The organism is Kitasatospora sp. NPDC048239 (assembly GCF_043202015.1).
GTDB lineage: Bacteria > Actinomycetota > Actinomycetes > Streptomycetales > Streptomycetaceae > Kitasatospora.
The window spans coordinates 14335-38290 of the sequence record NZ_JBICZP010000032.1 but is presented as its reverse complement, the minus strand read 5'-3'; the positions used below and the strand labels follow the sequence as shown (position 1 = coordinate 38290).

Annotated in this window: 16 protein-coding genes; 10 read left to right on the top strand and 6 right to left on the bottom strand. The window is 75.6% G+C overall.

The window, feature by feature from the left end; all coding sequences use genetic code 11:
* The 4 genes from ACGFZP_RS38905 to ACGFZP_RS38890 all read left to right on the top strand — a co-directional run.
* The coding region (locus ACGFZP_RS38905) for an SDR family NAD(P)-dependent oxidoreductase (protein WP_392942045.1) at positions 1-3522 on the top strand (3522 nt) is incomplete at its 5' end.
* A 31-nt stretch (positions 3523-3553) separates the two neighbouring features.
* Positions 3554-6943: a type I polyketide synthase gene (locus tag ACGFZP_RS38900; protein WP_392942042.1), complete on the top strand. Its 3390-nt coding sequence runs from the start codon at positions 3554-3556 to the stop codon at positions 6941-6943.
* Positions 6944-7082: 139 nt separating this feature from the next.
* The gene (locus tag ACGFZP_RS38895; RefSeq protein ID WP_392942039.1) at positions 7083-8633 is read left to right on the top strand and encodes an FAD-dependent monooxygenase; all 1551 of its coding nucleotides are present in this window, start codon (positions 7083-7085) and stop codon (positions 8631-8633) included.
* Positions 8630-10102 carry an FAD-dependent oxidoreductase gene (locus ACGFZP_RS38890; RefSeq protein WP_392942037.1) on the top strand — a complete coding sequence of 491 codons (1473 nt, stop codon included), beginning with the start codon at positions 8630-8632 and terminating at the stop codon, positions 10100-10102. Before ACGFZP_RS38895 ends, ACGFZP_RS38890 begins: the two co-directional genes overlap by 4 nt.
* Positions 10103-10356: 254 nt before the next feature.
* Here ACGFZP_RS38890 and ACGFZP_RS38885 read toward each other — a convergent pair whose 3' ends face one another.
* A complete protein-coding gene (locus tag ACGFZP_RS38885) occupies positions 10357-11865 on the bottom strand; it encodes an MFS transporter (RefSeq protein WP_392942035.1) in 1509 nt (502 codons plus the stop codon).
* 259 nt (positions 11866-12124) lie between these two features.
* On the opposite strand from ACGFZP_RS38885, the gene ACGFZP_RS38880 reads away from it, so the two are divergent.
* Entirely contained in the window at positions 12125-12781 is a 657-nt protein-coding gene (locus ACGFZP_RS38880) for a TetR/AcrR family transcriptional regulator (RefSeq protein ID WP_392942032.1), read from the top strand.
* A gap of 143 nt (positions 12782-12924) precedes the next feature.
* Here ACGFZP_RS38880 and ACGFZP_RS38875 read toward each other — a convergent pair whose 3' ends face one another.
* From ACGFZP_RS38875 to ACGFZP_RS38865, 3 genes are all read right to left on the bottom strand, one after another.
* A complete protein-coding gene (locus ACGFZP_RS38875; protein ID WP_392942029.1) occupies positions 12925-13974 on the bottom strand; it encodes an LLM class flavin-dependent oxidoreductase in 1050 nt (349 codons plus the stop codon).
* A gap of 466 nt (positions 13975-14440) precedes the next feature.
* Positions 14441-16132, bottom strand: coding sequence for an AAA family ATPase (locus ACGFZP_RS38870; protein WP_392942026.1), 1692 nt, complete (start codon positions 16130-16132; stop codon positions 14441-14443).
* Positions 16133-16465: 333 nt separating this feature from the next.
* Positions 16466-16726 (bottom strand): DUF6059 family protein, encoded by a 261-nt coding sequence (locus tag ACGFZP_RS38865; protein WP_392942023.1) that lies wholly within the window; start codon positions 16724-16726, stop codon positions 16466-16468.
* A 247-nt stretch (positions 16727-16973) separates the two neighbouring features.
* On the opposite strand from ACGFZP_RS38865, the gene ACGFZP_RS38860 reads away from it, so the two are divergent.
* The 4 genes from ACGFZP_RS38860 (at position 16974) to ACGFZP_RS38845 (ending at position 21060) form a co-directional block, all read left to right on the top strand.
* Positions 16974-17759 carry a BTAD domain-containing putative transcriptional regulator gene (locus ACGFZP_RS38860; protein WP_392942021.1) on the top strand — a complete coding sequence of 262 codons (786 nt, stop codon included), beginning with the start codon at positions 16974-16976 and terminating at the stop codon, positions 17757-17759.
* A 132-nt stretch (positions 17760-17891) separates the two neighbouring features.
* Positions 17892-18689 carry a thioesterase II family protein gene (locus tag ACGFZP_RS38855; RefSeq protein WP_392942018.1) on the top strand — a complete coding sequence of 266 codons (798 nt, stop codon included), beginning with the start codon at positions 17892-17894 and terminating at the stop codon, positions 18687-18689.
* A gap of 239 nt (positions 18690-18928) precedes the next feature.
* Positions 18929-20830, top strand: a complete 1902-nt coding sequence (locus ACGFZP_RS38850; RefSeq protein WP_392942016.1) for an HAD-IIIC family phosphatase — start codon at positions 18929-18931, stop codon at positions 20828-20830.
* Positions 20827-21060 carry a phosphopantetheine-binding protein gene (locus ACGFZP_RS38845; protein WP_392942013.1) on the top strand — a complete coding sequence of 78 codons (234 nt, stop codon included), beginning with the start codon at positions 20827-20829 and terminating at the stop codon, positions 21058-21060. The genes ACGFZP_RS38850 and ACGFZP_RS38845 overlap by 4 nt, the downstream gene beginning before the upstream one ends.
* Here ACGFZP_RS38845 and ACGFZP_RS38840 read toward each other — a convergent pair.
* Both ACGFZP_RS38840 and ACGFZP_RS38835 read right to left on the bottom strand, forming a co-directional pair.
* Positions 21016-21873 (bottom strand): SMP-30/gluconolactonase/LRE family protein, encoded by an 858-nt coding sequence (locus ACGFZP_RS38840; RefSeq protein ID WP_392942011.1) that lies wholly within the window; start codon positions 21871-21873, stop codon positions 21016-21018. The genes ACGFZP_RS38845 and ACGFZP_RS38840 overlap by 45 nt on opposite strands.
* A gap of 34 nt (positions 21874-21907) precedes the next feature.
* The gene (locus ACGFZP_RS38835) at positions 21908-22150 is read right to left on the bottom strand and encodes an SDR family oxidoreductase (RefSeq protein WP_392942008.1); all 243 of its coding nucleotides are present in this window, start codon (positions 22148-22150) and stop codon (positions 21908-21910) included.
* Between the two features lie 800 nt (positions 22151-22950).
* On the opposite strand from ACGFZP_RS38835, the gene ACGFZP_RS38830 reads away from it, so the two are divergent.
* Positions 22951-23907: a TauD/TfdA dioxygenase family protein gene (locus tag ACGFZP_RS38830; RefSeq protein WP_392942006.1), complete on the top strand. Its 957-nt coding sequence runs from the start codon at positions 22951-22953 to the stop codon at positions 23905-23907.
* Positions 23908-23956: the final 49 nt, after the last annotated feature.

Sequence of the window (23956 nt, the reverse complement as noted above, 5' to 3'; positions counted from 1 at the left end):
CTCGACACCCTCCAACACCACTACGACACCACCGACATCCGCGCCCGCCGCATCCCCGTCGACTACGCCTCCCACAGCCACCACGTCGAACCGCTGGAGCAGGAGCTCCACGAGCTGTTCGCGGACATCACGCCCCGGCCCGCGACCGTGCCGTTCTACTCGACCGTCACCACCGAGCGGATCGACACCACCGAGCTGACCGCCGACTACTGGTACCGCAACCTGCGCCAGACCGTCCGGCTGCACGAGACCGTGGCCAACCTGCACCGCGACCACCACACCCACTACATCGAGGCCAGCCCGCACCCCGTCCTCACCTACGCGCTCCAGCAGACCCTGGACGGGCTCGGCGCCGACGCGGCCACCGTCCACGGCACGCTGCGCCGCGACCAGGACGACCGGGCGCAGTTCCTCACCGCCCTCGCCACCGCGTGGACCGCCGGGTCCGCCGTCGGCCGCTGGGCCGCCGAGGACCGGCCGGCCGCCGTCCACACCGACCTGCCCACCTACCCGTTCCAGCGCACCCGGCACTGGCTGCAGGTGCCGGCCGGCGGCGGGGCGGTCGGCCCGGGCCTGGAGGCCAGCGGGCATCCGCTGTTCACGGGGGCGCTGCCCGTCGCGGAGGACGGCACGCTGGTGCTCACCGGGCGGCTGTCGCTCGCCGAGCAGCCCTGGCTGGCCGACCACGCGGTGCTGGACGCCGTGCTGCTGCCCGGCGCCGCGCTGGTCGAGGCGGCGCTGCACGCGGGTGCGGCGGCCGGGGTACCCGAGCTGGTGGAGCTCACCCTGGAGGCGCCGGTGGCGATCGGCGCGCAGGAGGTCCGGCAGCTCCAGCTGCGCGTGGGTGCGCAGGACGCGGCGGGGCTGCGGCCGCTCGGCGTGCACTCCCGGCCGGTGCAGCCGGCCGGGTCCGAGCCGGCCGAGTGGACCAGGCACGCCTCGGGCCTGCTGGGCACCGACCGGGCGGCCCGCACCGCGCCGCCCGCCGGCGCCGGGGCCTGGCCGCCGCCGGGTGCCACCGCCCTCGACCTGGCGGGCCACTACGAGCTGCTGGCCGCGCAGGGCTACGTCTACGGGCCCGCCTTCCAGGGGCTCACGGCGGCCTGGCGGCACGGTGACGACCTCTACGCGGAGGTCCGGCTGGACGGGGAGGCCGAGGACGGGTTCGCCGTGCACCCGGCGCTGCTGGACGCCGCGCTGCACGTGCTGGTGCTGGCGGCCGCGCAGGACGGGGTCTCGGATGCGGCCTCGGACTCGGCCTCGGACGGGCGGCAGGACGGCGTACGGCTGCCCTTCGCCTGGCACGGCGTCTCGCTGGACCGGGCCGCCGCAGGGCCGCAGGCGCTGCGGGTGCGGGTCGCGCGGTTGGACGGGGAGGCGGCCGCGCTGACGCTCCAGGACGCCTCGGGCGCCGAGCTGGGCTCGGTGGCCCGGCTGGAGTTCCGGCAGATCTCGCACGAGCAGCTGGCCCGCGCCGTGGGCCGCGCCGGCGACTCGCTGTTCCGGCTCGGCTGGGCACCGCTGCCTCAGGCGCAGCCGGACCCGCGTGACGGCGCCCGGCCGTGGGCGCTGATCGGCGAGGACGCGCTCGACCTCGCCGCCGCGCTGGCGGCGGCCGGGGTGCGGACGGTCCGCCACTCCGACCTGGCCGCCGCCGCGGCGGCCACCGCCGACGGCGCCCCGCTACCCGCCGTGTTCCTGGCGGCCCCCGGCGCGGCCGGCACCGGCCCGGCCCTCGCCGATCCCACTACCGCTACCGCCCCGGCCGTCGACGGCCAGGGCCTGCTCACGGCCGCGCACGCCGCTGCCGGACGCGCCCTCGCCCTGGCCGCCGAGTGGGCCGGCCAGGACTGGACCGGCGACGCCGTCCTGGTCGCCGTCACCCGCGGCGCGGTCGCCACCGGGCCGCAGGAGGAGCTGCCCGGACTGGCCGGCTCCCCCGTCTGGGGCCTGCTGCGCAGCGCCGTCAACGAGCAGCCCGGCCGCTTCGCGGTGGCCGACCTCGACGCCCTGCCGTCCTCGCTGCTCGCCCTCCCCGCGGCGCTGGCCGCCGCTCTGGCCGCCGACGAGCCGCAGCTCGCCCTGCGCGACGGGGCCGCACTCGTCCCGCGCCTCTCCCGGACGGCCGGGGCGCGACCCGAACGCTCCGTCGCCCTGGATCCGGAGGGCACCGTCCTGATCACCGGCGGCACCGGCCTGCTGGGCGGCCTGGTCGCCCGGCACCTGGTGACCCGGTACGGCGCGCGGCACCTGCTGCTGACCGGGCGCAGCGGTCCGCAGGCGCCCGGCGCGGCCGCCCTGGCCGAGGAACTGACGGCGCTCGGCGCGCAGGTGCGGATCGAGGCGTGCGACGTCGCGGACCGGGCGGCCCTGGCCGAGCTGCTCGCCTCGGTGCCCGCCGGGCATCCGCTGACCGCGGTGGTGCACTCGGCGGGTGCGCTGGACGACGGGACGCTGGAGGCGCTGACCGCCGACCGGCTAGCGGCGGTACTGCGGCCGAAGGCGGACGCGGCCTGGCACCTGCACGAGCTGACCGCCGGGCTGGACCTGGCCGCGTTCGTGCTGTTCTCCTCGGCGGCCGGGGTCGCGGGCGCGCCGGGCCAGGCGAACTACGCGGCGGCGAACACCTTCCTGGACGCGCTGGCGCAGCACCGGCACGCCCGCGGGCTGCCGGCGGTGTCGGTGGCCTGGGGGCGGTGGGCGGACGGCGGCGGTCTGACCGGGCACCTGACGGCGGCCGACCACGCGCGGATCGCCCGCAGCGGGTTCGCCGCGATCCCGTCCGCGCTGGGCCTGGAACTGCTGGACCTGGCCCTGGCCTCGCCGGAGCCGGTGCTGCTGGCGGCGACGCTGCACTCGGCGGCGCTGCGGTCGGCGAGTTCGGTGCCGCCGGTGTTCCGGGAGCTGGTGCGGGCGGCGAACGGCCGGGCCGGCGCCGCCTCGGCCGGTGGCCCTTCGCTGGCCGAGCGGCTGGCCGGGGTACCGGCGCAGGAGCGGGACGCGGCGGTGCTGCGGCTGGTCCGCGGGGAGATCGCGGTGGTGCTGGGGCACGCCGATCCGGCGGCGGTGCCGGTCGAGCGCTCGTTCAAGGAGCTGGGCTTCGACTCGCTGACGGCGGTGGAGCTGCGCAACCGGCTGAGCGCGACGACCGGGCTTCGGCTGCCGGTGACGCTGGTCTTCGACCACCCGACGGCCGCGTCGCTGGCGGGGTACCTGCGCGGTGCGGCGGAGCCCCGCCCTGGCGCCGAGGCGGACCGGCTGCTGGCCGAACTCGACCGGCTGGAGGCCGCCCTGGCCGCCGCGGAGCTGGACGGGGCGGGCCAGGGCCGGGTGGCCGTGCGGCTGGAGGCGCTGCGCGGGCGCTGGGGCGCCGCCCGGCCGGAGCCGGCCGCGGCCGGGGCCGCCGAGCAGGAGGCGGCCGAGCAGGAGGCGGTCAGCGAGTCCATCCGGGAGGCGGACATCGGCGAGCTGATGGCGTTCATCGACACCACGCTCGGCCGCGCCGGCGCGGCGGGACACTGACCAGTGGCGAACAGGGAAGAGGCAGGGACCAATGACTGAGCAGCAGAAGCTCGTCGAGTATCTGAAGTGGGTCACCGAGGACCTGCACCGCGCCCGCCGCCGGGTCGCGGCCCTGGAGGCGGAGCGCAGTGAGCCGATCGCCGTGGTCGGGGCGGCCTGCCGCTTCCCGGGCGGGGTCGCGTCGCCGGAGGACCTGTGGCGGCTGGTGGCCGACGGGGTGGACGCCGTGGGCCCGTTCCCGGGCGGCCGGGGCTGGGACGTGGAGAACCTGTACCACCCGGACCCGGACCACCCCGGGACGGCGTACACCCGGGAGGGCGGGTTCCTCTACGACGCGGGGGACTTCGACGCCGCGTTCTTCGGGATCAGCCCGCGCGAGGCGCTCGCTACCGACCCGCAGCAGCGGCTGCTGCTGGAGCTCGCCTGGGAGGCGCTGGAGCGGACCGGCATCGACCCGGCCTCGCTGCGCGGCTCGCGGACGGGCGTGTTCGCGGGGGTGATGTACGACGACTACGGCGCGCGGCTCTACCCGGCGGTGCCGGAGGGCTTCGAGGGTTGGATCGGCAACGGCAGCGCGAGCAGTGTGGCGACCGGCCGGATCGCCTACACGCTGGGTCTGGAGGGTCCGGCGGTGACGGTGGACACGGCCTGCTCCTCCTCGCTGGTGGCCGTGCACCTGGCCGCGCAGTCGCTGCGCTCGGGCGAGTCGGCGCTGGCGCTGGCGGGCGGGGCGACGGTGATGGCGACGCCGGGGGTGTTCACCGAGTTCAGCCATCAGCGCGGGCTGGCGCCGGACGGGCGGTGCAAGCCGTTCGCGGCGGCGGCGGACGGCACCGGCTGGGGCGAGGGGGCGGGTCTGCTGGTCCTGGAGCGGCTGTCCGACGCCCGGCGCAACGGGCACCCGGTGCTGGCGGTGCTGCGCGGTTCGGCGGTCAACCAGGACGGCGCCAGCAACGGCCTGACCGCGCCGAACGGGCCGGCCCAGCAGCGGGTGATCCGCGCGGCGCTGGCCAACGCCGGGCTGACCCCCGACCAGGTCGACGTGGTGGAGGCGCACGGGACGGGGACGACGCTCGGCGACCCGATCGAGGCCCAGGCCATTCTGGCCACCTACGGGCAGGACCGGAGCGCTCCGGTGTACCTGGGGTCGGTGAAGTCGAACATCGGGCACACCCAGGCGGCGGCCGGGGTCGCGGGCGTGATCAAGATGATCGAGGCCTTCCGGCACGGCGAGATCCCGCGTTCGCTGCACCTGGACGCGCCCTCCCCGCACGTGGACTGGGAGGCGGGGCGGGTCGAACTGCTCACCGGGCACCGGGAGTGGCCGCAGACCGGGCGGCCGCGCCGGGCCGCCGTCTCCTCCTTCGGCATCAGCGGCACCAACGCCCACCTCATCCTCGAAGCCCCGGAAGCCCCGGAAGCCGTGGAGGCCCCGGAAGCCCGGGAGGCCGTGGAAGCCCCCGAGGCCGAGGTCGAAGCCCAGCAGGCCCCGCCGGCCCCGCCGGCCCCACCGCAGGGCGGCCGCCGTCCGCAGGTCTGGCTGCTCTCCGCCCATTCCGAGCCGGCCCTGCGCGCCCAGGCCGGGCGGCTGCACGCCCACCTCACCGCCACCCCGCAGGATCCGGCCGCCGTCACCCGGACCCTGGCCACCGCCCGGGCCCCGCTGGCCCACCGGGCGGCGGTGGTCGCGGCCGACCCGGTGGCGCGCTTGGACGCGCTCGCGGCGCTGGCGAAGGGCGCCGAGGCCCCCGCACTGCTGCGGTCCGCCGCGGCGGGCGCCGGCCGCACGGCCTTCCTGTTCTCCGGACAGGGCAGCCAACGCCCGAGCATGGGACGCGAGTTGTACGAGTCGTTCGCCGCCTACGCGGAGGCCTTCGACGAGGTCGAGGCGGCCTTCGCCCCGCATCTGGAGCGGCCGCTTCGCGAGGTGGTATTCGCCGAACCGGGCAGCGCCGAGGCCGAGTCGGTGCACCGCACCGCCTGGACGCAGCCGGCCCTGTTCGCGGTCGGGACGGCACTGTACCGGCTGCTGCTCTCCTGGGGCGTGCAGCCCGAACTGGTGGGCGGGCACTCGGTGGGCGAGCTGGCGGCGGCGCACGCGGCGGGCGTGCTGACGCTCGCCGACGCGGCCGCGCTGGTCGCCGCCCGGGCCCGGCTGATGGACGCGCTGCCGGCGGGCGGTGCGATGGTCTCCGTCCGCGCGCCCGAACGGCAGGTGCTCGCCTCGCTCGCCGGGTACGAGGGCCGGGTGTCGGTCGCGGCGGTCAACGGGCCCGCGTCCACCGTCATCTCGGGCGAGGAGCAGGCGGTGGAGGAGGTCGCCGGGCGCTGGCGGCGGCTGGGCCGCAGGACCCGGCGGCTGCAGGTCAGCCATGCGTTCCACTCCCCGCTGATGGAGCCGATGCTGGACGAGTTCGAGCAGGTCGCCAAGGGTCTGGCGTTCGCGCCGCCGCGGATCCCGCTGGTCTCCAACCTGACCGGGGCGCTCGCCACCCCCGATCAGCTCGCCGCCCCGGACTACTGGGTGCGGCACGTCCGGGAGGCGGTGCGGTTCCACGACGGGCTGCGCACCCTCGCGGCGCAGGGCGTGGGCCGGTTCGTCGAGGTCGGGCCGGACGCGGTGCTCGCGCCGCTGGTCCAGGAGGCGGTGGCCGTCGATCCGCGGGCCGTCGAGGTCGTGCCGCTACTGCGCCGGGACCGGCCGGAGGCGGGCGCGCTGCTGGGCGCGCTGGCCCGACTGCACGTCGGCGGCGCGGCGGTGGACTGGGCCGCCGTCCACGGGCCCGGCCCGGCGCCGCTCGCCGACCTGCCGACCTACGCCTTCCAGCACCGGACGTTCTGGCTGGAGGCCACTCCCACGGCGGTGGCAGAGCCCGGTCAGAAGGCGTTCTGGGCGGCCGTCGAGGCGGGTGCGCCCGCCCTGGCCGAACTGCTCGGCCCGACCGGCGGGGATCCGGACCTGGTCGACCGACTGGCCGCCGTGCTGCCCGCGTTGACCGCCTGGCGGCGCAGCGGCCCGGCCCCCGCCACGGATCCGGCCGCCGGTCACGCCGACGGATCCGGCCCCGCTCCGGCGGGCCCGCCGGCCGACGCGTCGACGGCGGACACCGCGGCGGCGGACGCGCTGAGAGCCGAGTTGGCCGCGCTGGCCCCGGCGGAGCGAGCCGCGGCCCTGCTGGCGCTGGTCCGGCTGCACGCGGCGGCGGTGCTGGGGCACGAGTCGCCGGAGGAACTCGGCACCGGGGAGAACTTCCTGGAGGCGGGCTTCACCTCGTTCACCGCGCTGGAGCTGCGCAACCGGCTGGCGGGCGCCCTCGGCGTGGAGCTGCCGGCGGCCGTCGCCTACGACCACCCGGACGCCGAGGCGCTGGCCCGGGAGCTCGTCCGGCAGCTGCCCGCGGCGGCCGGGGCTCCGCTTTAGCAGCCGCAAAGGCCGTGCTTAGCCGGTGAGTTCAGGGTCGAGGGGAGGTGCCGCCTGACTGCGTGCCTCCCCTCCCCCAGGTCGCGCGCGATCCATCCGGCGCGCGGGCCGCGCACAACTCACCGAAGGAGCACCGCCCGTGAGCCAGACAAGCCAGAGCAGCGAGTCGAGCCCGTCGAGCCCGGCGAACCAGCGGGTCGTCATCGCCGGTGCCGGGCCCACCGGCCTGCTGCTCGCCGCCGAACTGCGGCTGGCCGGCGTCGAGACCGTCATCCTGGAGCGGCTGCCGGAGGCGAGCGGCGAGTCCCGCGGCCTGGGCCTGCACGTGCGCAGCCTTGAGATCCTGCACCAGCGCGGCCTGGTCGACCGGTTCCGCACGCCCGAGACCGAGGCCTGGCCGGCCATGCACTTCGGCCTGTTCTGGCTGCAGCGCCCGGAGGGCCCCAAGGCGGACTACACACTGGCCGTGCCGCAGTGGAAGACCGAGCACGCGCTGGAGGGCCGGGCCCGCGAGCTGGGCACGGAGATCCGGCGCGGCCACGAGGTGACCGGGCTCAGCCAGGACGACGAGCGGGTGGTCGTGGAGGTCGAGGGCCCGGACGGCCCGTACCGGTTGGAGGCCGCCTACCTGGTCGGCGCGGACGGCGGCCACAGCCGGGTGCGCAAGCTGGCGGGCATCGGCTTCCCGGGGACGGGCTCGACCTTCTACGGGGTGCTCGGCGACGTCATCGTCAAGGAGGGCGACACCGTCGCCTACTCGGCCGAGCTGTACCCGGGCGGCTGGCTGGCGAACGTCCCGATCGAGGGCGGGCGCAAGCTGCGGCTGATGACCACCGAGTTCGACCAGGAGCGCCCCGGGGACGACGTCCCGGTGACCAACGACGAGCTGCGCGAGGCGATCAAGCGGGTCACGGGCACGGCGCCGGACTTCGAGGAGACCACCTGGCTGTCCCGGTTCGGCAATTCGACCCGGCTGGCGGACGAGTACCGCTCGGGCCGGGTGCTGCTGGCCGGCGACGCCGCCCACGTGCACTACCCGATCGGCGGGCAGGGCCTCAACACCGGTCTGCAGGACGCGTTCAACCTGGGCTGGAAGCTCGCGGCGACCGTACAGGGCCGGGCCCCTGAGGGGCTGCTGGACACCTACCACGCGGAGCGCCGGCCGGTCGGCCAGCGGGTCTGCGTCAACACCCAGGCGCAGGTCTCGCTGCTCTACCCGCTGGAGAAGATCACGCCGCTGCGGGAGATCTTCGCCGAGCTGGTGAAGTTCAAGGAGGTCAACGACTACCTGCTGCACCTGGTGACCGGTGTCGGCACCCGGTACGAGGTGCCGCTGCCGGAGGGGGCGGGCGAGCCGCACGCGCTGCTCGGCCGGCTCGTCCCGGACGCCGAGCTGGTGACCGCCGACGGGCCCACCTCGCTCGCCTCCCACCTGCACGACGGGCGCGGGCTGCTGATCCGCTTCGCCGAGGGCCTCGACGCCGAGGGCTGGACGGACCGGGTGGACGTGCTGACCGCCGAACCCCACCCCGACCTCGACGCCGCCGCCCTGCTGATCCGCCCGGACGGCCACATCGCCGCCGCCACGGACGACCCCGCGGTCCTTCGCCACGCCCTCACCACCTGGTTCGGCGCCCCCGCCGATGCCGCAGCCACCGACGCCGACGCCACCGCGGACGGTGCCGCGTGAGCGCGCCGCGGCCGGTGGTGATCGCCGGCGCCGGGATCACCGGCCTGTTCACCGCCGCGGAGCTGGCCCGGGCCGGCGTCCCGGTGGTGGTGCTGGAGCGCTCGGCGCCCGGGGAGCGGACGGCGGCCGGGGTCGCGCTGAACACGGCGGCCGTCGCCGTGCTGGAGCGGCGCGGCCTCTTCGCCGAGCTGCGGGAGGGCGCGCTGGCCCTGCCGCAGGTGCACTTCTCGCTGCTCTGGCTGGACCCGGACCGGGCCGGCGGGCCCTCCCGCTACCCGTACCTGCTGGCGCAGTCCCGGGTCGAGGAGCGGATCGAGGCCGAGCTGGCCGCGGCGGCCGAGGTGGAGATCCGGCGCGGCCACCAGGTCACCGGGCTCACCCAGGACGACGAGCGGGTGCTGGTGGAGGTCGAGGGCCCGGACGGCCCGTACCGGCTGGAGGCCGCCTACCTGGTCGGCGCGGACGGCCCGCACAGCACCGTCCGGCAGCTGGCCGGGATCGCCTTCGAGGGCGCGGCCGCCGAGTCCTCGGGGCTGGTCGCCGACATCCGGGTGGACTTCGCCGAGGTGCCGCCGGAGGTGTTCGGCGCGCGCTGGTTCGAGCGCGGGCTGTTCATGGGCGCCCCGGTCGGACCGGACCGGTTGCGGCTGATCACCACCGAGTTCGGCACGCCGCCCGCGGCCCCGGCCGGGCCGGTCACGGGCGAGGAGCTCGCCAAGGCCGCCGTCCGGATCGCCGATCTGGACCTCGGGGTGCCGGAGCCGCTCTGGTCGGCCCGGTTCGACGACGCGGCGCGGCAGGCCGACCGGTACCGCGCGGGCCGGGTGCTGCTGGCCGGGGACGCCGCCCACGTCCACTACCCGCTGGGCGGCCTGGCGCTGAGCACCGCGCTGGAGGACGCGCTCAACCTGGGCTGGAAGCTGGCGGCGACCGTCCGGGGCCGGGCCCCGGAGGGGCTGCTGGACAGCTACGAGGCGGAGCGCCGGCCGGCCGGGCGGGCCGCGCTGCGGGCGACCCGGGCACAGACCGCGCTGCTGCACCCGGCGGAGAAGGTCGGGCCGCTGCGGGAGATCCTGCGCGAACTGGTCGCCTTCGACGGCCCGAACCAGTTCCTGGTGGATCTGGCGGGCGGAGTCGGCCTGCGCTACGAGCTGCCGCTGCCGGAGGGGGCGGGCGAGCCGCACCCGCTGATCGGCCGGCTCGTGCCGGACGTCGAACTGGTGACGCCCGAGGGGCCGCTCTCCCCGGCGGGCAGGCTGCGGGACGGCCGCGGGCTGCTGGTCCGGTTCGCCCAGGGCCCCGAGGTGGGGGGCTGGACGGACCGGGTGGACGTGCTCACCGCCGAACCCCACCCGGAGCTGGACGCCGCCGCCCTGCTGATCCGCCCGGACGGCCACGTCGCCGCCGTCACGGACGACCCGGGCACCCTGCGCCACGCCCTCACCACCTGGTTCGGCGAGGCGGTCTGACCTCGCGGCACACCCCGAAGGGGCCGTGGTACCCACCGGTGCCACGGCCCCTTCGGCCTGAGGCCTGGGGCCTGGGGCCTGTCCGACGGTCCCGCCACGCGCTGACGCGACGCGCACGGTCGGACGGGCCCCGGGCGCGGAAGCGGGCCGCGGCCACCCGCACGGTGGTCGCGGCCCGCGGTCCGTCCCGCCGTCGGCCCAGTGCCATCGGCCCAGTGCCATCGGCTCAGTGCCGTCGGCTCAGTGCCGTCGGCTCAGTGCACGGCCGTCAGCACCGCCGCCGGGTCGTCCGGGACCTCCCGGGAGCGGGCGACCAGCCCCGCGACCACGCTGACCAGCGCCAGGCCCGCGCCGACCCAGAAGGCCGCCGCGCTGCCGACGGAGAGCAGGTGGGACGGGAAGTCGGCGGGCGCGAGGTCCGTCGGCGGGTGCGCGGTCTCGTCCTTGACGGTGCTGCTGAAGACCGTCACCAGGATGGCCAGACCGAGCGCGCCGCCGACCTGGGTGACGACGTTGAGGAGGCTGGAGGCCGCGCCCGCGTCCTCCTGGGCCACCCCGGCGACCGCGATGATGTTGAGCGGGACGATGAAGAAGCCCGCACCGACACCGATCAGGATCATCGGCCCGAACAGCCCGGTCAGGTAGCCGCTGCCGGCGTCGAGCTGGGCCAGCCAGACCATGCCGGCGGTGACCAGGACGGCACCGGCCAGCATGAACGGCTTGGCGCCGACCTTGGGCAGCGTCTTCATCACCACGCCGGCCGCCGCGATCAGCGCGAAGGCCACCGGGACGAAGCCGAACCCGGCCTTGATCGCGCTGAACTTCATGACCTCCTGCACGAACTGGGTGAGGAAGAAGAACATCCCGGCCAGGTTGCCGGAGAGGAACAGCATCCCGCCGAGCAGGATCGTGCGGTCGCGGTCGCGGAACAGGCGCAGCGGCAGGATCGGCTGGGCCGCGCGGGTCTCGACCGCCAGGAAGGCACCGAGCAGGATCACCGCGGCGATGAAGCAGAGGACGGTGGTGCCGTCGCCCCAGCTCTTGGACCCGGCGTTGATGAAGCCGTAGACCAGCAGCGCCATGCCGGCGGTGGAGGTGAGGGCACCGAGCAGGTCGAAGCGGCCGGGGTGGCGCTCGGACTCGCGGACGAACCGCGGGGTGAGCACGGCGATGAGGATGCCGAAGGGGATGTTGACGAAGAAGACCCAGCGCCAGGAGGCGACGTCGGTGAGCACGCCGCCGAGGATCAGACCGAGCGCGGCACCGGAGCCGGTGACGCCGCCGTAGACGCCCATCGCCTTCGTACGGGCCTTGCCCTCGGGGAAGTTGGTGGCGATCAGGGCGAGGGTGCCGGGTGCGGCGAGCGCCGCACCGACTCCCTGGAGGGCACGGGCGAGCAGCAGCAGGCCACCGTTGGGGGTGATGCCGCCGAGCAGCGAGGCCCCGGTGAAGAGCAGGACGCCGGCGATGAAGACCCGGCGGCGCCCGAGGATGTCACCGAAGCGGCCGCCGAGCAGCAGCAGGCCGCCGAAGGTCAGCGCGTAGGCGTTGAGCACCCAGGACAGGTCGGATCCGGTGAAGTCGAGGTCCTTCTGGATGTCCGGAAGGGCGACGTTCACGATGGTCGCGTCAAGAATGATCATCAACTGGCAGACCGCGATGATCGCCAGTGTGATGCCGGGCCGGGACGGGCCGGACTGCGCCGACGCCGGCGGATCCGCCTCGTCCTTCAGAGTCGCGGACGGGGTGGACGAGGTCGTCACGATAGCCTCCACAGGGCCGTGAGCACGCGGGTGTGTGGGATCCGGCGGACCTCCGGCGAGGGGGTGCGCGGCAGCCCGGTCAGGGAGGCGGGCTGTGGATCCGGGTGATGGGGTCGGTCGCGCGAGGGGACCGGAAAACATCGGAAGAGCATCGGCATGCGGGCGCCCGATAGAACAGGAGGGCCCCTCCGCATACAATACGGAGGAGCCCTCCACTTTGCAAGCAGCGACCAGCCCGACCGACCCGCCCGGAGAGAACATGACGCCCCCTCAACCCGCCCGCCCCGCCCGGCCCGCCGCCGCTCCGCAGCCCGCCGACCCCGCACAGCCGCCGGCCAGGGCGCGCGACGGGGCCCGCCCGATGCGCGCCGACGCCCGCCGCAACTACGAGCGGCTGCTGGCCGCCGCCGCGACGGTCCTGGAGGAACAGGGCACCGAGGCGTCACTGGAGGAGGTCGCGCGGCGGGCCGGCGTCGGCATCGGCACCCTCTACCGGCACTTCCCCACCCGGGCGGCCCTGCTGGAGGCGGTGCTCCAGGAGAGCATGACCACCCTGGAGACCCGGGCCCGCGAACTCGCCGCCGCGCCCGACGCCGCGGCCGGCGTGCTGCTCTGGCTGCGCGACCTCGCCGCGTACGCCTCCCGCTACCGGGGACTGGCCTCCGCCGTGATGGTCAACCTGGTCGACGAGCACACCGAGTTCGAGTCCTGCGCGGGCATGCTGCACGCGGCCGACGCCCTGCTCCGGCGGGCCCAGCTGACCGGCGCCGTCCGGGCGGACATCTCGATGCCGGACGCGGTGACGCTGGTCAACGCGCTGGTCTGGTCGCTGGAGCAGGGCAACGGCGACCAGGCGCAGTTCGAGCGGCTGTTCGCCGTGGTGGCGGACGGCCTGCGGCCGCCGGCCGGGGCGTGAACCGGTCCCGGCCCGGCCCCGCAGGTGGGGCCGGGCCGGGACCGGGACCGCCGGACGCCCGGGGAGGACCCGGCGGGGGTCGATGACGGCCCTGAAGGGGCGGCCCTGAAGGACGCGCCCGGCGAGGGGCCGGTGGCGGTCCGTCAGCCGCGCTGCACGCCCGCGAGCGGGCCCGAGCCGAGCGCGGCCACCTCCTCGGCGAGGATCCGGTAGGACGCCACCCGGCTGTCGAGGTCCGGGGTCACCGTCATCGCCATGAACTCGTCGGCGCCGGCCGAGACCAGCTCCGCGACCCGGCGCCGGACCAGCGCCCGGTCCCCGATCACCTGCTGTCCGAGGAAGCCCTCCACGATCTGCCGGTCCTGCTCGGTGTAGTGGAAGGCGGCCGCCTCCTCCAGCGTCGGATAGGCGTTCTGCCGCCCGCCGGAGCGGACGGTGCGCACCGCGGCCACCCGTATCGGCCCGGCCAGCCGCTCGGCGTCCTCCGCGGTCTCCGCCGCCAGGACGAAGGCCGCCACCAGCGCGTGCGGGCGCTCCAGCACCGCGGAGGGCCGGAAGGACTCGCGGTAGGCGCGCAGGGCCGGCACGGTGAGCTGCGCGTTGAACTGGTGCGCGTAGGCGAACGGCAGGCCCAGCGAGCCGGCCAGTTCGGCGCTGCCCAGGCCCGAGCCCAGCACCCACACCTCGGGGCGGTTGCCCTCGGCCGGGACCGCGCGCAGGGCCGCCTCCGCCTCGTCCTGCGGGCCGTCGAAGTAGCCGAGCAGCTCGACGGCCTGCCGGGGGAAGTCCCCGCCGGCCAGCGGACCGGCGGCGCGGCGCAGCGCCTGGGCGGTCACCGGGTCGGTGCCCGGGGCGCGGCCGAGGCCGAGGTCGATCCGCCCCGGGTGGAAGGCCGCCAGGGTGCCGAACTGCTCGGCGACCACCAGCGGCGCGTGGTTGGGGAGCATGACCCCGCCGGAGCCGACCCGCAGCCGGCTGGTGGCGGCGGCGATCTGGCCGATCAGGACGGCCGGCGCGGAGCTGGCCGCCCCCGGGGCGTTGTGGTGCTCGGCCACCCAGTAGCGGTGGTAGCCGAGCTCCTCGGCGGCCCGGGCGAGGGCCACGCTGTCGTGCAGCGCCTCGGCGGTGGTCTGGCCGACCAGGACCGGGGCGAGGTCGAGGACGGAGAGCGGCACGGAGCCGGGCTGGGACATACGGGTCCTCCGGGTGGGCGCGGCCCCGACGGGCGGGGCGGGGAAGGGGTGGGTGGCCGGGTTCGCCGTACCGGGCCGGGCGGCACCGGCTCGTCGCGTGGACGGCCGGGGTCGTCGCGCGGGCGGCGGCACCGGCCGACGGGGGACGGCCGGGCCCGCCGCCCTGCCGCCGCACTCCCGGTGGACGCGGCGCCACGGGTGGCACCGCGCACGGGCGTGGGCGGTCGGCGGACGAAGCGCCGCCGTGTCGGCCGCGGCGCACGGCGCGTGCTGCGTCGCGCGGGCGGGCGGGTCGGACGGCTCGCGGCCGGATCCGGATACGGGTCGCCCGGCTGCGGCACCCACAATACGGAGGGGCCCTCCGAATAGCAAGAACCCTTGCGCCGCCGGGTACTTCACACCCGGCGACCGGCCCCACCCCGGCCCCGCGCCACACCGGTCCGGGCCGGTCCGGTCCGGGCCGGCGCTATCCGGCCAGGCCGCCGACCCGCCCCGACTCGACCACCATCCGAGCCAGCGCCGCCCGCGAACTGATGTTGAGCTTGCGGTAGATCCGGGTCAGGTGGACGTCGACCGTACGCGGGCTGAGCCGCAGCTCGGCAGCGATCTGACGGGTCCGCCGACCGGTGCTGGCCAGGTCGGCCACCTCCCGCTCGCGCTCGGTCAGCGCCGCGAACAGCTCCACCGACGCGCCACCGGCCCGGGCGGCGCCGATGGTCGACGAGCCGGCCGGCAGCGGCACGCCGCAGCTCAGCAGCACCTCCGGCGCGGGCCGCGGGCCGCCCTCCTCGACGCTGCGCGCGAACGCGCTCAGCTCCACCGCCTCCTGCGTCTGCCCGCGCACCGCCAGCAGCCGCAGCGCCTGCGGCAGCAGCGCGGCGGCGGCCCGGGTGTCGCCGGAGCGCAGCGCCTCCCGGGTGGCCGCGGCCAGCACCAGGTGGTCCCGCTCGCCGTCACCGGGGCCGGAGCGCTGGACGTGCTCGGCCAGTTCGGCGTCCGGCACACCGCGTGCGGCCAGGAAGTCCAGCGCCTTGCGGTGCGCCTCGATCCGCCAGCAGGCGTCCGCCGCCGCGTACACCGAGCGGCGCACCAGCGGGTGCCGGTAGGCCAGTTGGTCGGTCCCGCCGACCGTACGGACCAGGTCTCGGCGGACCAGCCCGTCCAGCAGCCCGCAGGTCGCCTCCCGGCGGAACCCGATCAGCGCGGCCACCCCGGCCGCGTCGAAGCGCTCGCCCAGGACGGCGCCGGCCGCCGCGGCCTGCTGCAGGTCCTCGTCCAGCGCCGCGTACTCGGCCGAGATCCGCGCGCTGAACCGCACCGGCAGGGTCGGCTCGACCGGCTCCTCCGCCGCCTCGGACTCCGCCGGCTCGCCCGCCCGGAAGGACGGGGCCGCCGCGCTCTGGCCCACCAGCGTCAGCAGGTACAGCGGGTTGCCCCCGGCCTCCCGGTGCAGTCGGCGCAGCGCGGGCGAGTCCACCGGCATCCCGGCGAGCACGGCGCTGCGGCGCGGGTCGAGCGGCCCCAGTTCGACCCGATCGGCGGTGCCGAGCTCGATGCCCTGAGCGAAGGCGCCCGCCAGCTGTGCGGGCGCCTGGCGCGGCCGGTAGGAGGCGACCACCGCGACGGGGGCGCCGACCGGCCGCTGGATCAGGTAGTCCAGCAGCTCCAGGGTGCCCTCGTCGAGCCAGTGCGCGTCGTCGAAGAGGATCACCAGGCCGCCGGCCGCGCAGTGGCGCAGCCGCTGCACGAGGGCGGCGTAGAAGATGCAGTGCCAGCGGGACTGCGGGACGTCCTCCGGGCAGGTCTCCGGGCCCGGGCCGTAGGAGAGTTGGTGGGTGAGCGCGCCGAGCGAGGCGAGCTGGCCGTCGTCCAGTCCGGCGCCGCCCCAGCGGCCCAGCATGTCGAGCAGCACGTGGCCGCGCAGCCCCGCGCTGGCCTCGGTGGCGCGGCCGCGCAGCACCACGGCGCCGCGGCGCTCGGCCTGCTCGGCGAGGCCGGCGAGCAGTCTGGTCTTGCCGGCGCCGGGCTCGCCGATGAGTTCGGCCATGCGGCAGCGCCCGTCCGTCAGGGCGTCCAGAACGGTGTGGAGCGCCTCCGCCTCCGCCTCGCGGACCTCCGGAGCCGGTCCGTTGAGGGGTCGATTCCCCGTGGGCACCATCGTTGCGTGTCCCCCTTCCGGCCGACAGCGCCGCTGAATCCTGCCGCTACCGGCTGCGCCGCAGCTCATCGATCAGGCGTGCGATGACGCAACGGTAGCCAAGCCCGCCCGCCATCACCCCACCCGCAATGCAATGTTCACACGGCGAAACCTTCGGGCCATACCAAGTGACCCCTGTCAAAAAGAATATGAGTCCTTGTCAGATCGCGGTCAGGATTTGCCCCCGGCCGACGCGCCTCGCCCTGGCATCGCTGCACCCTCGATCGCCGGACCTTCACATCGTCTGGCGTTCGCATCGCCACACCTTCGCGACGCCGGACGGCGGGCCGCCGCTCACGGGAGTGCGCGGTCGAACTGCTGCCAGAGCGCCCGCTCCACCGCGGTCGGCGGGATGTGCCCGGCGGGCCGCTCGGGGTGGTCCAGCGGCAGACCGGCCAGCCCCCGCGCGGCCCGGGAGCCCCGGGAACGGCGCTCCACGGCGGGCGGCTCCGGGTCCTCGGGCACCGGCAGGCAGGGCCCCATGCCCCAGACGCAGGCCAGCGCACTCAGCCCCGGGCCCACCCGGTCCAACCAGCCCGCCCAGTACCGCCTCATCCTTCACGCATCCCCGGTCGCACTCCCCACCTTGCAGCCCTACCTGGCCGTCCCACCGGGCTGTCCTACCCGGCGGGCCGAGTGTCCGCGCAGCGCCTCAAGCTCCGCTAAAGCCCCGCTGAAGGGCACCGACCGCCCGGGCACTCGTACGCAGTCGGACGGACGGTACGTAATTTCGCAGATGTGCCAGCCCGGCAGACCAGGCAGATTGGATGGCGAATCCCGATATCCGACCTGAGGGGCAGTCATGCGGTACGAAATCCTGGGAAGCCTGCGGATCCAGCCGGAGCAGCGCGATCAGCGTGCCGCCACGATCAACGCCCGGAACATGCAGGTCGTCCTCGCCACACTCCTGATCAGGGCCGACGAGGTGGTGTCGGTCCAACAGTTGAGCTACGAGATATGGGGTGAACGCCCGCCCAAGCGCTATCTGGCGGCAATCCACGTCTACATCTCGCAGTTGCGCAAGCTGCTCGCCCGGGACGGCACGACCGACACCCCGATCGTCACCCGCTCGCCCGGCTACCTGCTCCACCTCGACCGGGACCGGCTGGACGCCAAGGAGTTCCAGCGGCTCACCGACGAGGGCCGCCAGGCCTTCCGGCTCGGCCGCCCCGAGCAGGCCGCGGCCGCGTTCGAGGCGGCGCTCGGCCTCTGGCGCGGCCCCGCGCTGGGCGACCTGCGGGCCGGCCCGATCCTGGACGGCTTCATCGCCTGGGTCGAACAGGCCCGGCTCGGCTGCGTCGGCATGCACGTCGAGGCCGGCCTGACCCTGGGCCGGCACCAGGAACTCGTCGGCCGGCTGTACTCGCTGACCTCCGAGCACCCGCTGCACGAGGGCTTCCGCCGGCAGCTGATGATCGCCCTGTACCGCTCCGAGCGGCAGGCCGACGCCCTCGGCGTCTACGGCTCGACCCGCCGGACGCTCAACCACGAGCTGGGCATCGAACCCGGCCGGGCCCTACAGGACGTGCACCGGGCGATCCTCCTCTCCGACCGCAGCCTCGACCTCGACCTGTCCACGGCGGCCTGAGCACCGCGCCCCCGCCCTCGGCGGGCACCGCCGGAAGCCCGGCCCGCCCCCGACCTCCGGCGGGCACCGCCGCCACCGTCACCGTCACCGGACGCAGCAACACAACAGCAACAAGACGAAGGGAGCCCGACCATGAGTCCCACCGCATCTCCCGGCACCGCAGGACGCGCCGGCGCCTCCGCCGACACCGACCGCTGGATCCGCCGCTTCCGCCCCCGCCCCGAGGCCGCCGTCCGCCTGGTCTGCTTCCCGCACGCGGGCGGGTCCGCCGGCACCTACCGGCCGTGGGCCGAGGCGGTCGACCCGTCCGTCGAGATCCTCGCGGTCCAGTACCCCGGCCGCCAGGACCGCTACCGCGAGCCGGGCGTGGAGAACATCGGCGAACTGGCCGACCTGGTCATGCCCGCACTGCGCTCCGCCGCCGCCGGAGGCCGCTTCGCCCTGTTCGGACACAGCCTCGGCGCAGCCCTGGCCTTCGAGGTGGCGCGGCGGCTGACCGGCGGCGAGTCCCCCGACCTGCTCGTGGTCTCCGGACGCCGGGCACCCTCGCTGGTCCGCCAGGAGGCCTACCACCGGCTGGACGACGCGGGCCTCGCCGAACACCTGGAGCACCTCAGCGGCACCGACCGGCGGCTGCTCGCCGACCCGGAGGCGCTGGAGATGATCCTGCCGGCCATCCGCAGCGACCTGCGCGCCATCGAGACCTACCGCAGCGCCCCCGGCGCCGCGGTGGACGTCCCCGTCCTCGCCCTGACCGGCGACCACGACCCGTGGACCACCCTGCTGGAGGCGGCCGGCTGGTCCGCCCACACCACCCGCGGCTTCGACCTGCGGGTCTTCCGCGGCGAGCACTTCTACCTGGCGGAGCACCAGGCCGAGGTGCTGCAGCTGCTCGCCCGGCGGCTCAGCCCCGTCTCCGAACTGCGCTAGGGCCAGGCCCTGTCCGGCTGACGCGGCATCCCGCGCTTCCGGCGCCGCGGCCTCAGCGCCGCTTTAGCGCCCCCGCGAAGACTGCCGACACGGCCACGCGCACGCGCCGAACCCGTGCCCGTACCCGTCGTGCCCGTGCCCGTCGTGCCCGTACCCACACCGCACTCGTACCCACACCCGCACCCGTGCCCCGCGGGGACGCCCCCTACCCGACCCGACCTCTCCGAGGGGTTGACCACATGGGAACCACCACCGACGGCCTGCGGGCCCTGCACCGCGCCGGGCTCCTCGCCGCCGAGTACCCCGCCGTCCAGCGGCTGCTGGCCGAGGCCGACGACGCCGAACTCGCCCTGGCCGGGAACCTGCTGGCCCGACTCGACCCCGACGAGGTGCTGCGGCTGCACCCCGGCACCACCGCGCTGACCGTGGCCGTCACCGGCCACGGCACGCTCGCCGCGCTGCGCCCCGCGCTCACCGCCGAACTCGCCCGCCACGGGCTGCTGCTGCGCCCGCACCTCACCGACTTCGACAGCTACGTCTTCGAACTCTCCGACCCCGCCTCGGCCCTGTACGCGGCCCGGCCCGCGCTGGTGCTCTGCGTGCTCGACCCGGCCGTCGTCTTCGACGAACTTCCCGTCCCCTGGGGCCCGGAGGACGTCGAGCGGGTGCTGGCCGCCAAGACCGACCTGCTCACCCGGCTCGCCGCCCGGTTCGGCGCGACCGCCTCCGGCGCCACCCTCGTCCTCAACACCCTTCCGCTGCTGCACCGGTACACCGCCCAGCTGGTGGACCTGCGGGCCCGCGCCCGGCTCGGCGCGCTCTGGCGGGAGGCCAACGCCCGGCTGCTGCGGATCGGCGAGGAGCACCCGGCCACCCTCGTGCTGGACCTCGAACCGCTCGCCAACGAGGGCGTGCAGGTACAGGATCCGCGCCTGGACGCGTACGCCAAGGCACACCTCTCCCCCGCCCTGCTGGCCGGCTACGCCCGGCAGGCCGGCCACCTGGCCCGGGCGCTGACCGGGCGCACCCGCAAGGTCCTGGCCGTGGACCTGGACAACACCCTCTGGGGCGGCGTGCTCGGCGACGACGGGCCCGAGGGCATCGAACTCGGCGGAGGCTACCGGGGGGAGGCGTTCCGCACCTTCCAGCAGGCCGTCCGGCAGATCGCCTCCCAGGGGGTCCTGCTGGCCGCCGTCAGCAAGAACGACCCGGAGCCGGTCGCCCAGGTCCTCGCCGAGCACCCGGACACCGTGCTCCGCGAGCCGGACTTCGTCCGGGTGATCGCCAACTGGCGCCCCAAGGACGAGAACCTCGCCGCCCTCGCCGACTCGCTCAACCTCGGGGTGGACAGCCTGGTCTTCGCCGACGACAGCCCCTTCGAACGCGGGTCGGTCCGCGCCGGCCTCCCGGCGGTGGCCGTCGTGGACCTGGACGAGGAACCGGCCCTGCACCTGCCGCGCCTGCTGCGCGACGGCTGGTTCGACGTCCGCGAGGCCACCGCCGAGGACCGCGCCCGCCCCGCCCGCTACCGCGAGGAGCTGGCCCGCGGCGACTTCCTCCAGCAGTTCTCCTCGCTCGACGACTACCTCGCCGAGCTGGGCGTCCGGGTCCGGCTCACCCGGGCCCGCCCGCAGGACGTCCCGAGGATCTCCCAACTCACCTTGCGGACCAACCAGTTCAACCTCACCACCGAGCGGCTGCAGCCCGCCGAGGTGACCGCCCGCACCGAGCACCCGGACCACCTGGTGCTGGCGCTGCACTCCGCCGACCGGTTCGGCGAGAACGGCCTGGTCGGCGCGGTGCTGCTGCGCCGCGAGGAGGGCGGGGCCCGGCTGTCGATCGACAACTTCCTGCTCAGCTGCCGGGTCTTCTCCCGCGGCATCGAACACGCGGCCCTCGCCGAGATCCTCCGCCACGCGGCCGCCACCGGCGCCCGGGAGGTCCGGGGCGGCTACCGGCCCACCGCACGCAACGCCACCGTGCGCGACCTGCTGCCGCGCTACGGCTTCACGGCGGAGCAGCCGGCGGCCGGGGAGGACGGCGCCTCCTTCTACCGGCACGACCTCGCGACGCCGCTCGAACCGCCCGCCTGGGTCACCCTCGAATCCGAACTCTCCTCCCCCGAAAGGACCTCGGCATGAACAGCGTCGACGATCTGATCACCCTGCTCCAGGACGAGCTGGGCCTGCCGCTCACCGCGGCGGACGCGGACGCGGCCTTCGACGACGTGCCCGGCTGGGACTCCGTCCACCTGCTCTGGCTGCTCACCGCCCTGGAGCGGGAGACCGGCCGCAGCCTCCCGCTCGCCGCGATCCTGGAGGCGCCGTCACTGCGCGCCGTGTTCGAGCTGACCGCCGCCCCGGCGTCCTGAGACCCCCGGGAGCACGCTGAACAGCGCACCGGAGAGCGGGTGTTCGGCCGACCGGGCGGTGGTGACGTAGAGCGTGCGCAGATCCGGTCCGCCGAAGGCGCAGCTGGTGGCGCGCGGGACGGGGACCTCCACGGTGGCCAGCGGCCGGCCTTCGGGCGAGAGGCAGTGCACGGCCCCGCCGTCCCAGAACGCCACCCAGAGGTTGCCGTCCGCGTCCAGGGTCATGCCGTCCGGCGACCCGGGCAGGTGGGAGACGTCCAGCGAGCGGATCCGGCGGCCGAGCGGTCCGTGCTCCGGGTACTCGTAGAGGTCGATCCGGCGGGTCGGGGTGTCGATGTGCCAGAGCCGGTCGGGCTCCGGCCAGTCGAGGCCGTTGGGGATCGCCAGCCCGTCGAGGATCGGCTGCACGCCGCCGTCGTCCTCCAGGCGGTACAGCGGGCCGGGCTGTCGGGGCTCGGCCCGCTGCATGGTGCCCGCGACCGGGCGGCCGTACGGGTCGCACTTCCCGTCGTTCATCCGGCGGTCCGGCCGGTCGGCCTCGACCGGGGCCAGCAGGCTCGTCCGGCCGGTCGCGGCGTCGAGCAGTTCGAAGCCGCGCTCGCTCGCCAGCACCAGCCGGCCGTCCGGACAGGGGATCAACGCACCCGGCACCACGTCGAGTTCGACCGACTCGATCCGGTCGGCCGGCTGGTCGAGGGTGAACAGGCGGGGTTCCTTGATGTCGATCCAGCGCAGGCGCCGGGCGGGCGCGTCCCAGACCGGTCCCTCGCCGAGGGCGAGGCGGGTGGCGTCGGCCACGGGTTCGGCGTGCATGGGTCTCTCCTCGGGAAGAGCCGGAACGGGCGGGTCAGCGCAGCAGGGCTTCGGGGAGCATCGCGGTCATCCCGCCGTCGACGGCGAGGCAGGTGCCGTTGACGAAGGAGGCGTCCTCCCCGGCCAGGAAGCCTACGACGCGGGCGACCTCCGCCGCACTGCCGAAGCGGCCCAGGGGGGAGACCCGCAGCATCGCCGCGCTCAGCTCCGGGTCGGTCCACACGTGGCGGTTGCGCTCGACCGGGACGAAGCCGGGCGCGACGGCGTTGCACCGCACCCCGCCGGCCCCCACTCCACGGCGGCGGCGAGGCGGGCGGCCGGGTCGCCGGTGCTCCGGTGGCCGTCCGGCCGGGCCGTCAGCTCCGCGACGGGCACGCCGTCCGCGAGTCGCGCGGCGACGGCCGGCCACAGCGCGTCCCCGGCCGGCGTCGGAGTACTCCCCCGGTCCGATCGCGCCGTCGCTCCCGTGCAGCCGGACCACCCGCCAGGTGGTCCGGGCCGACACCCGGGTGTGAAGAGGTTCCAGCCTCGGCACAGGACACGCCCTCGATCCGCGGCCCGCGCGGGGCCGCGCGTTCCCCAGCGGGGACCGCTCCGGAGTTTCTTTCGCTCCGAGAGTTAATAACTCGCGCGGGCCCGCCACAAGGTCGAATACCGTCGCGAAGCGCTCCCGCCATCCGCCGGCCACCCCCCGCAACAGGACGACACACGGCCGCAACACCCGTGCCCAACAGGCAAAACAGCGATTGACAGCAGGCCTCGGCCTTCAGCACGATGAGCGCCGAGCCCACTCGCAGCAAGCCGGAAGGAGGGCCGATGACCACCGTTCGCCGTGTCCAGAGCCCTGCCTGTCCCCGCCCCTGCTGCGCCCTGCGCCGTTGTTGTCGCCGCGGAGCGCTCACCCGCTGATCCAGCCGCTCGGATCGGTGTCCCGCACGGCACGGCCGTGCCCGCACGTCCGGTGCCACCCGTTCTCCCCGCATGCCCTGCGCCGCGCCGCCGCCATGCCGCACACCCGCATGCCCGGCGCCTGCCTCCCCCCTTCCCTTCGTTCCACGTGAAAGCCGAGGAACCGCCATGACCGCTGCCCTCACCGAACTGCGTCTCACCCCGGCCGCCGGCCGGATCGGCGCGATCGTCCACGACGTCCGCCTCGGTGGCGACCTGTCCGCCGGGACCGTCGCCGCCGTCGAGGCCGCGCTGTACGAGCACAAGGTGCTCTTCTTCCGCGGCCAGGACCACCTGGACGACGCCGAGCACGAGGCGTTCGCCCGTCTGCTCGGCCAGCCGGTCGGCCACCCGACCGTCCCCAGCGCCGACGGCCGGTACATCTTCGAGCTGGACGCCACCAAGGGTGTGCGCGCCAACAACTGGCACACCGACGTCACTTTCGTCCCGTCCTACCCGAAGGCGTCCATCCTCCGGTCGCTGGAGCTCCCGCCGGCCGGCGGCAGCACCGTGTGGGCCAACACCGTCGCCGCCTACCAGGACCTGCCGCAGCCGCTGAAGGTGCTGGCCGAGAGCCTGCGGGCGGTGCACACCAACGACTACGACTACGCGGCGAGCCTGGCGCTGCGCCCCGAGCTGGCGGACAACGCCGAGATCGCCAGGCTGTTCCGCCAGGTGTTCGTCTCGACCGCGTTCAAGACCGAGCACCCGGTGGTCCGCGTGCACCCGGTGACCGGCGAGAAGACGCTGCTGCTCGGCGCCTTCGCGCAGCGCATCCAGGGCGTCTCGGGTGCGGACAGCCGCGCGCTGCTGGAGCTGTTCCAGCGCTACGTGGAGCGGCTGGAGAACACCGTGCGCTGGGAGTGGCAGGTCGGCGACGTGGCGATCTGGGACAACCGGGCGACCCAGCACTACGCGGTCAACGACTACGGCGACGAGCCGCGCCTGGTCCGCCGGATCACCCTGGACGGGGACCTGCCGGTAGGCGTCGACGGCACCCCGAGCCGCCTGCTTGAGCCGACCGAGCCGCCGAAGGTGGCCGGCCTGGTCCCCGCCGAGGAGCTGGAGGCCACCCTCCAGGCCTAGGGCTTGTCTGACAATCCCGCCTCCCCGTCCGCCTCGCGAAAGGTCCCCG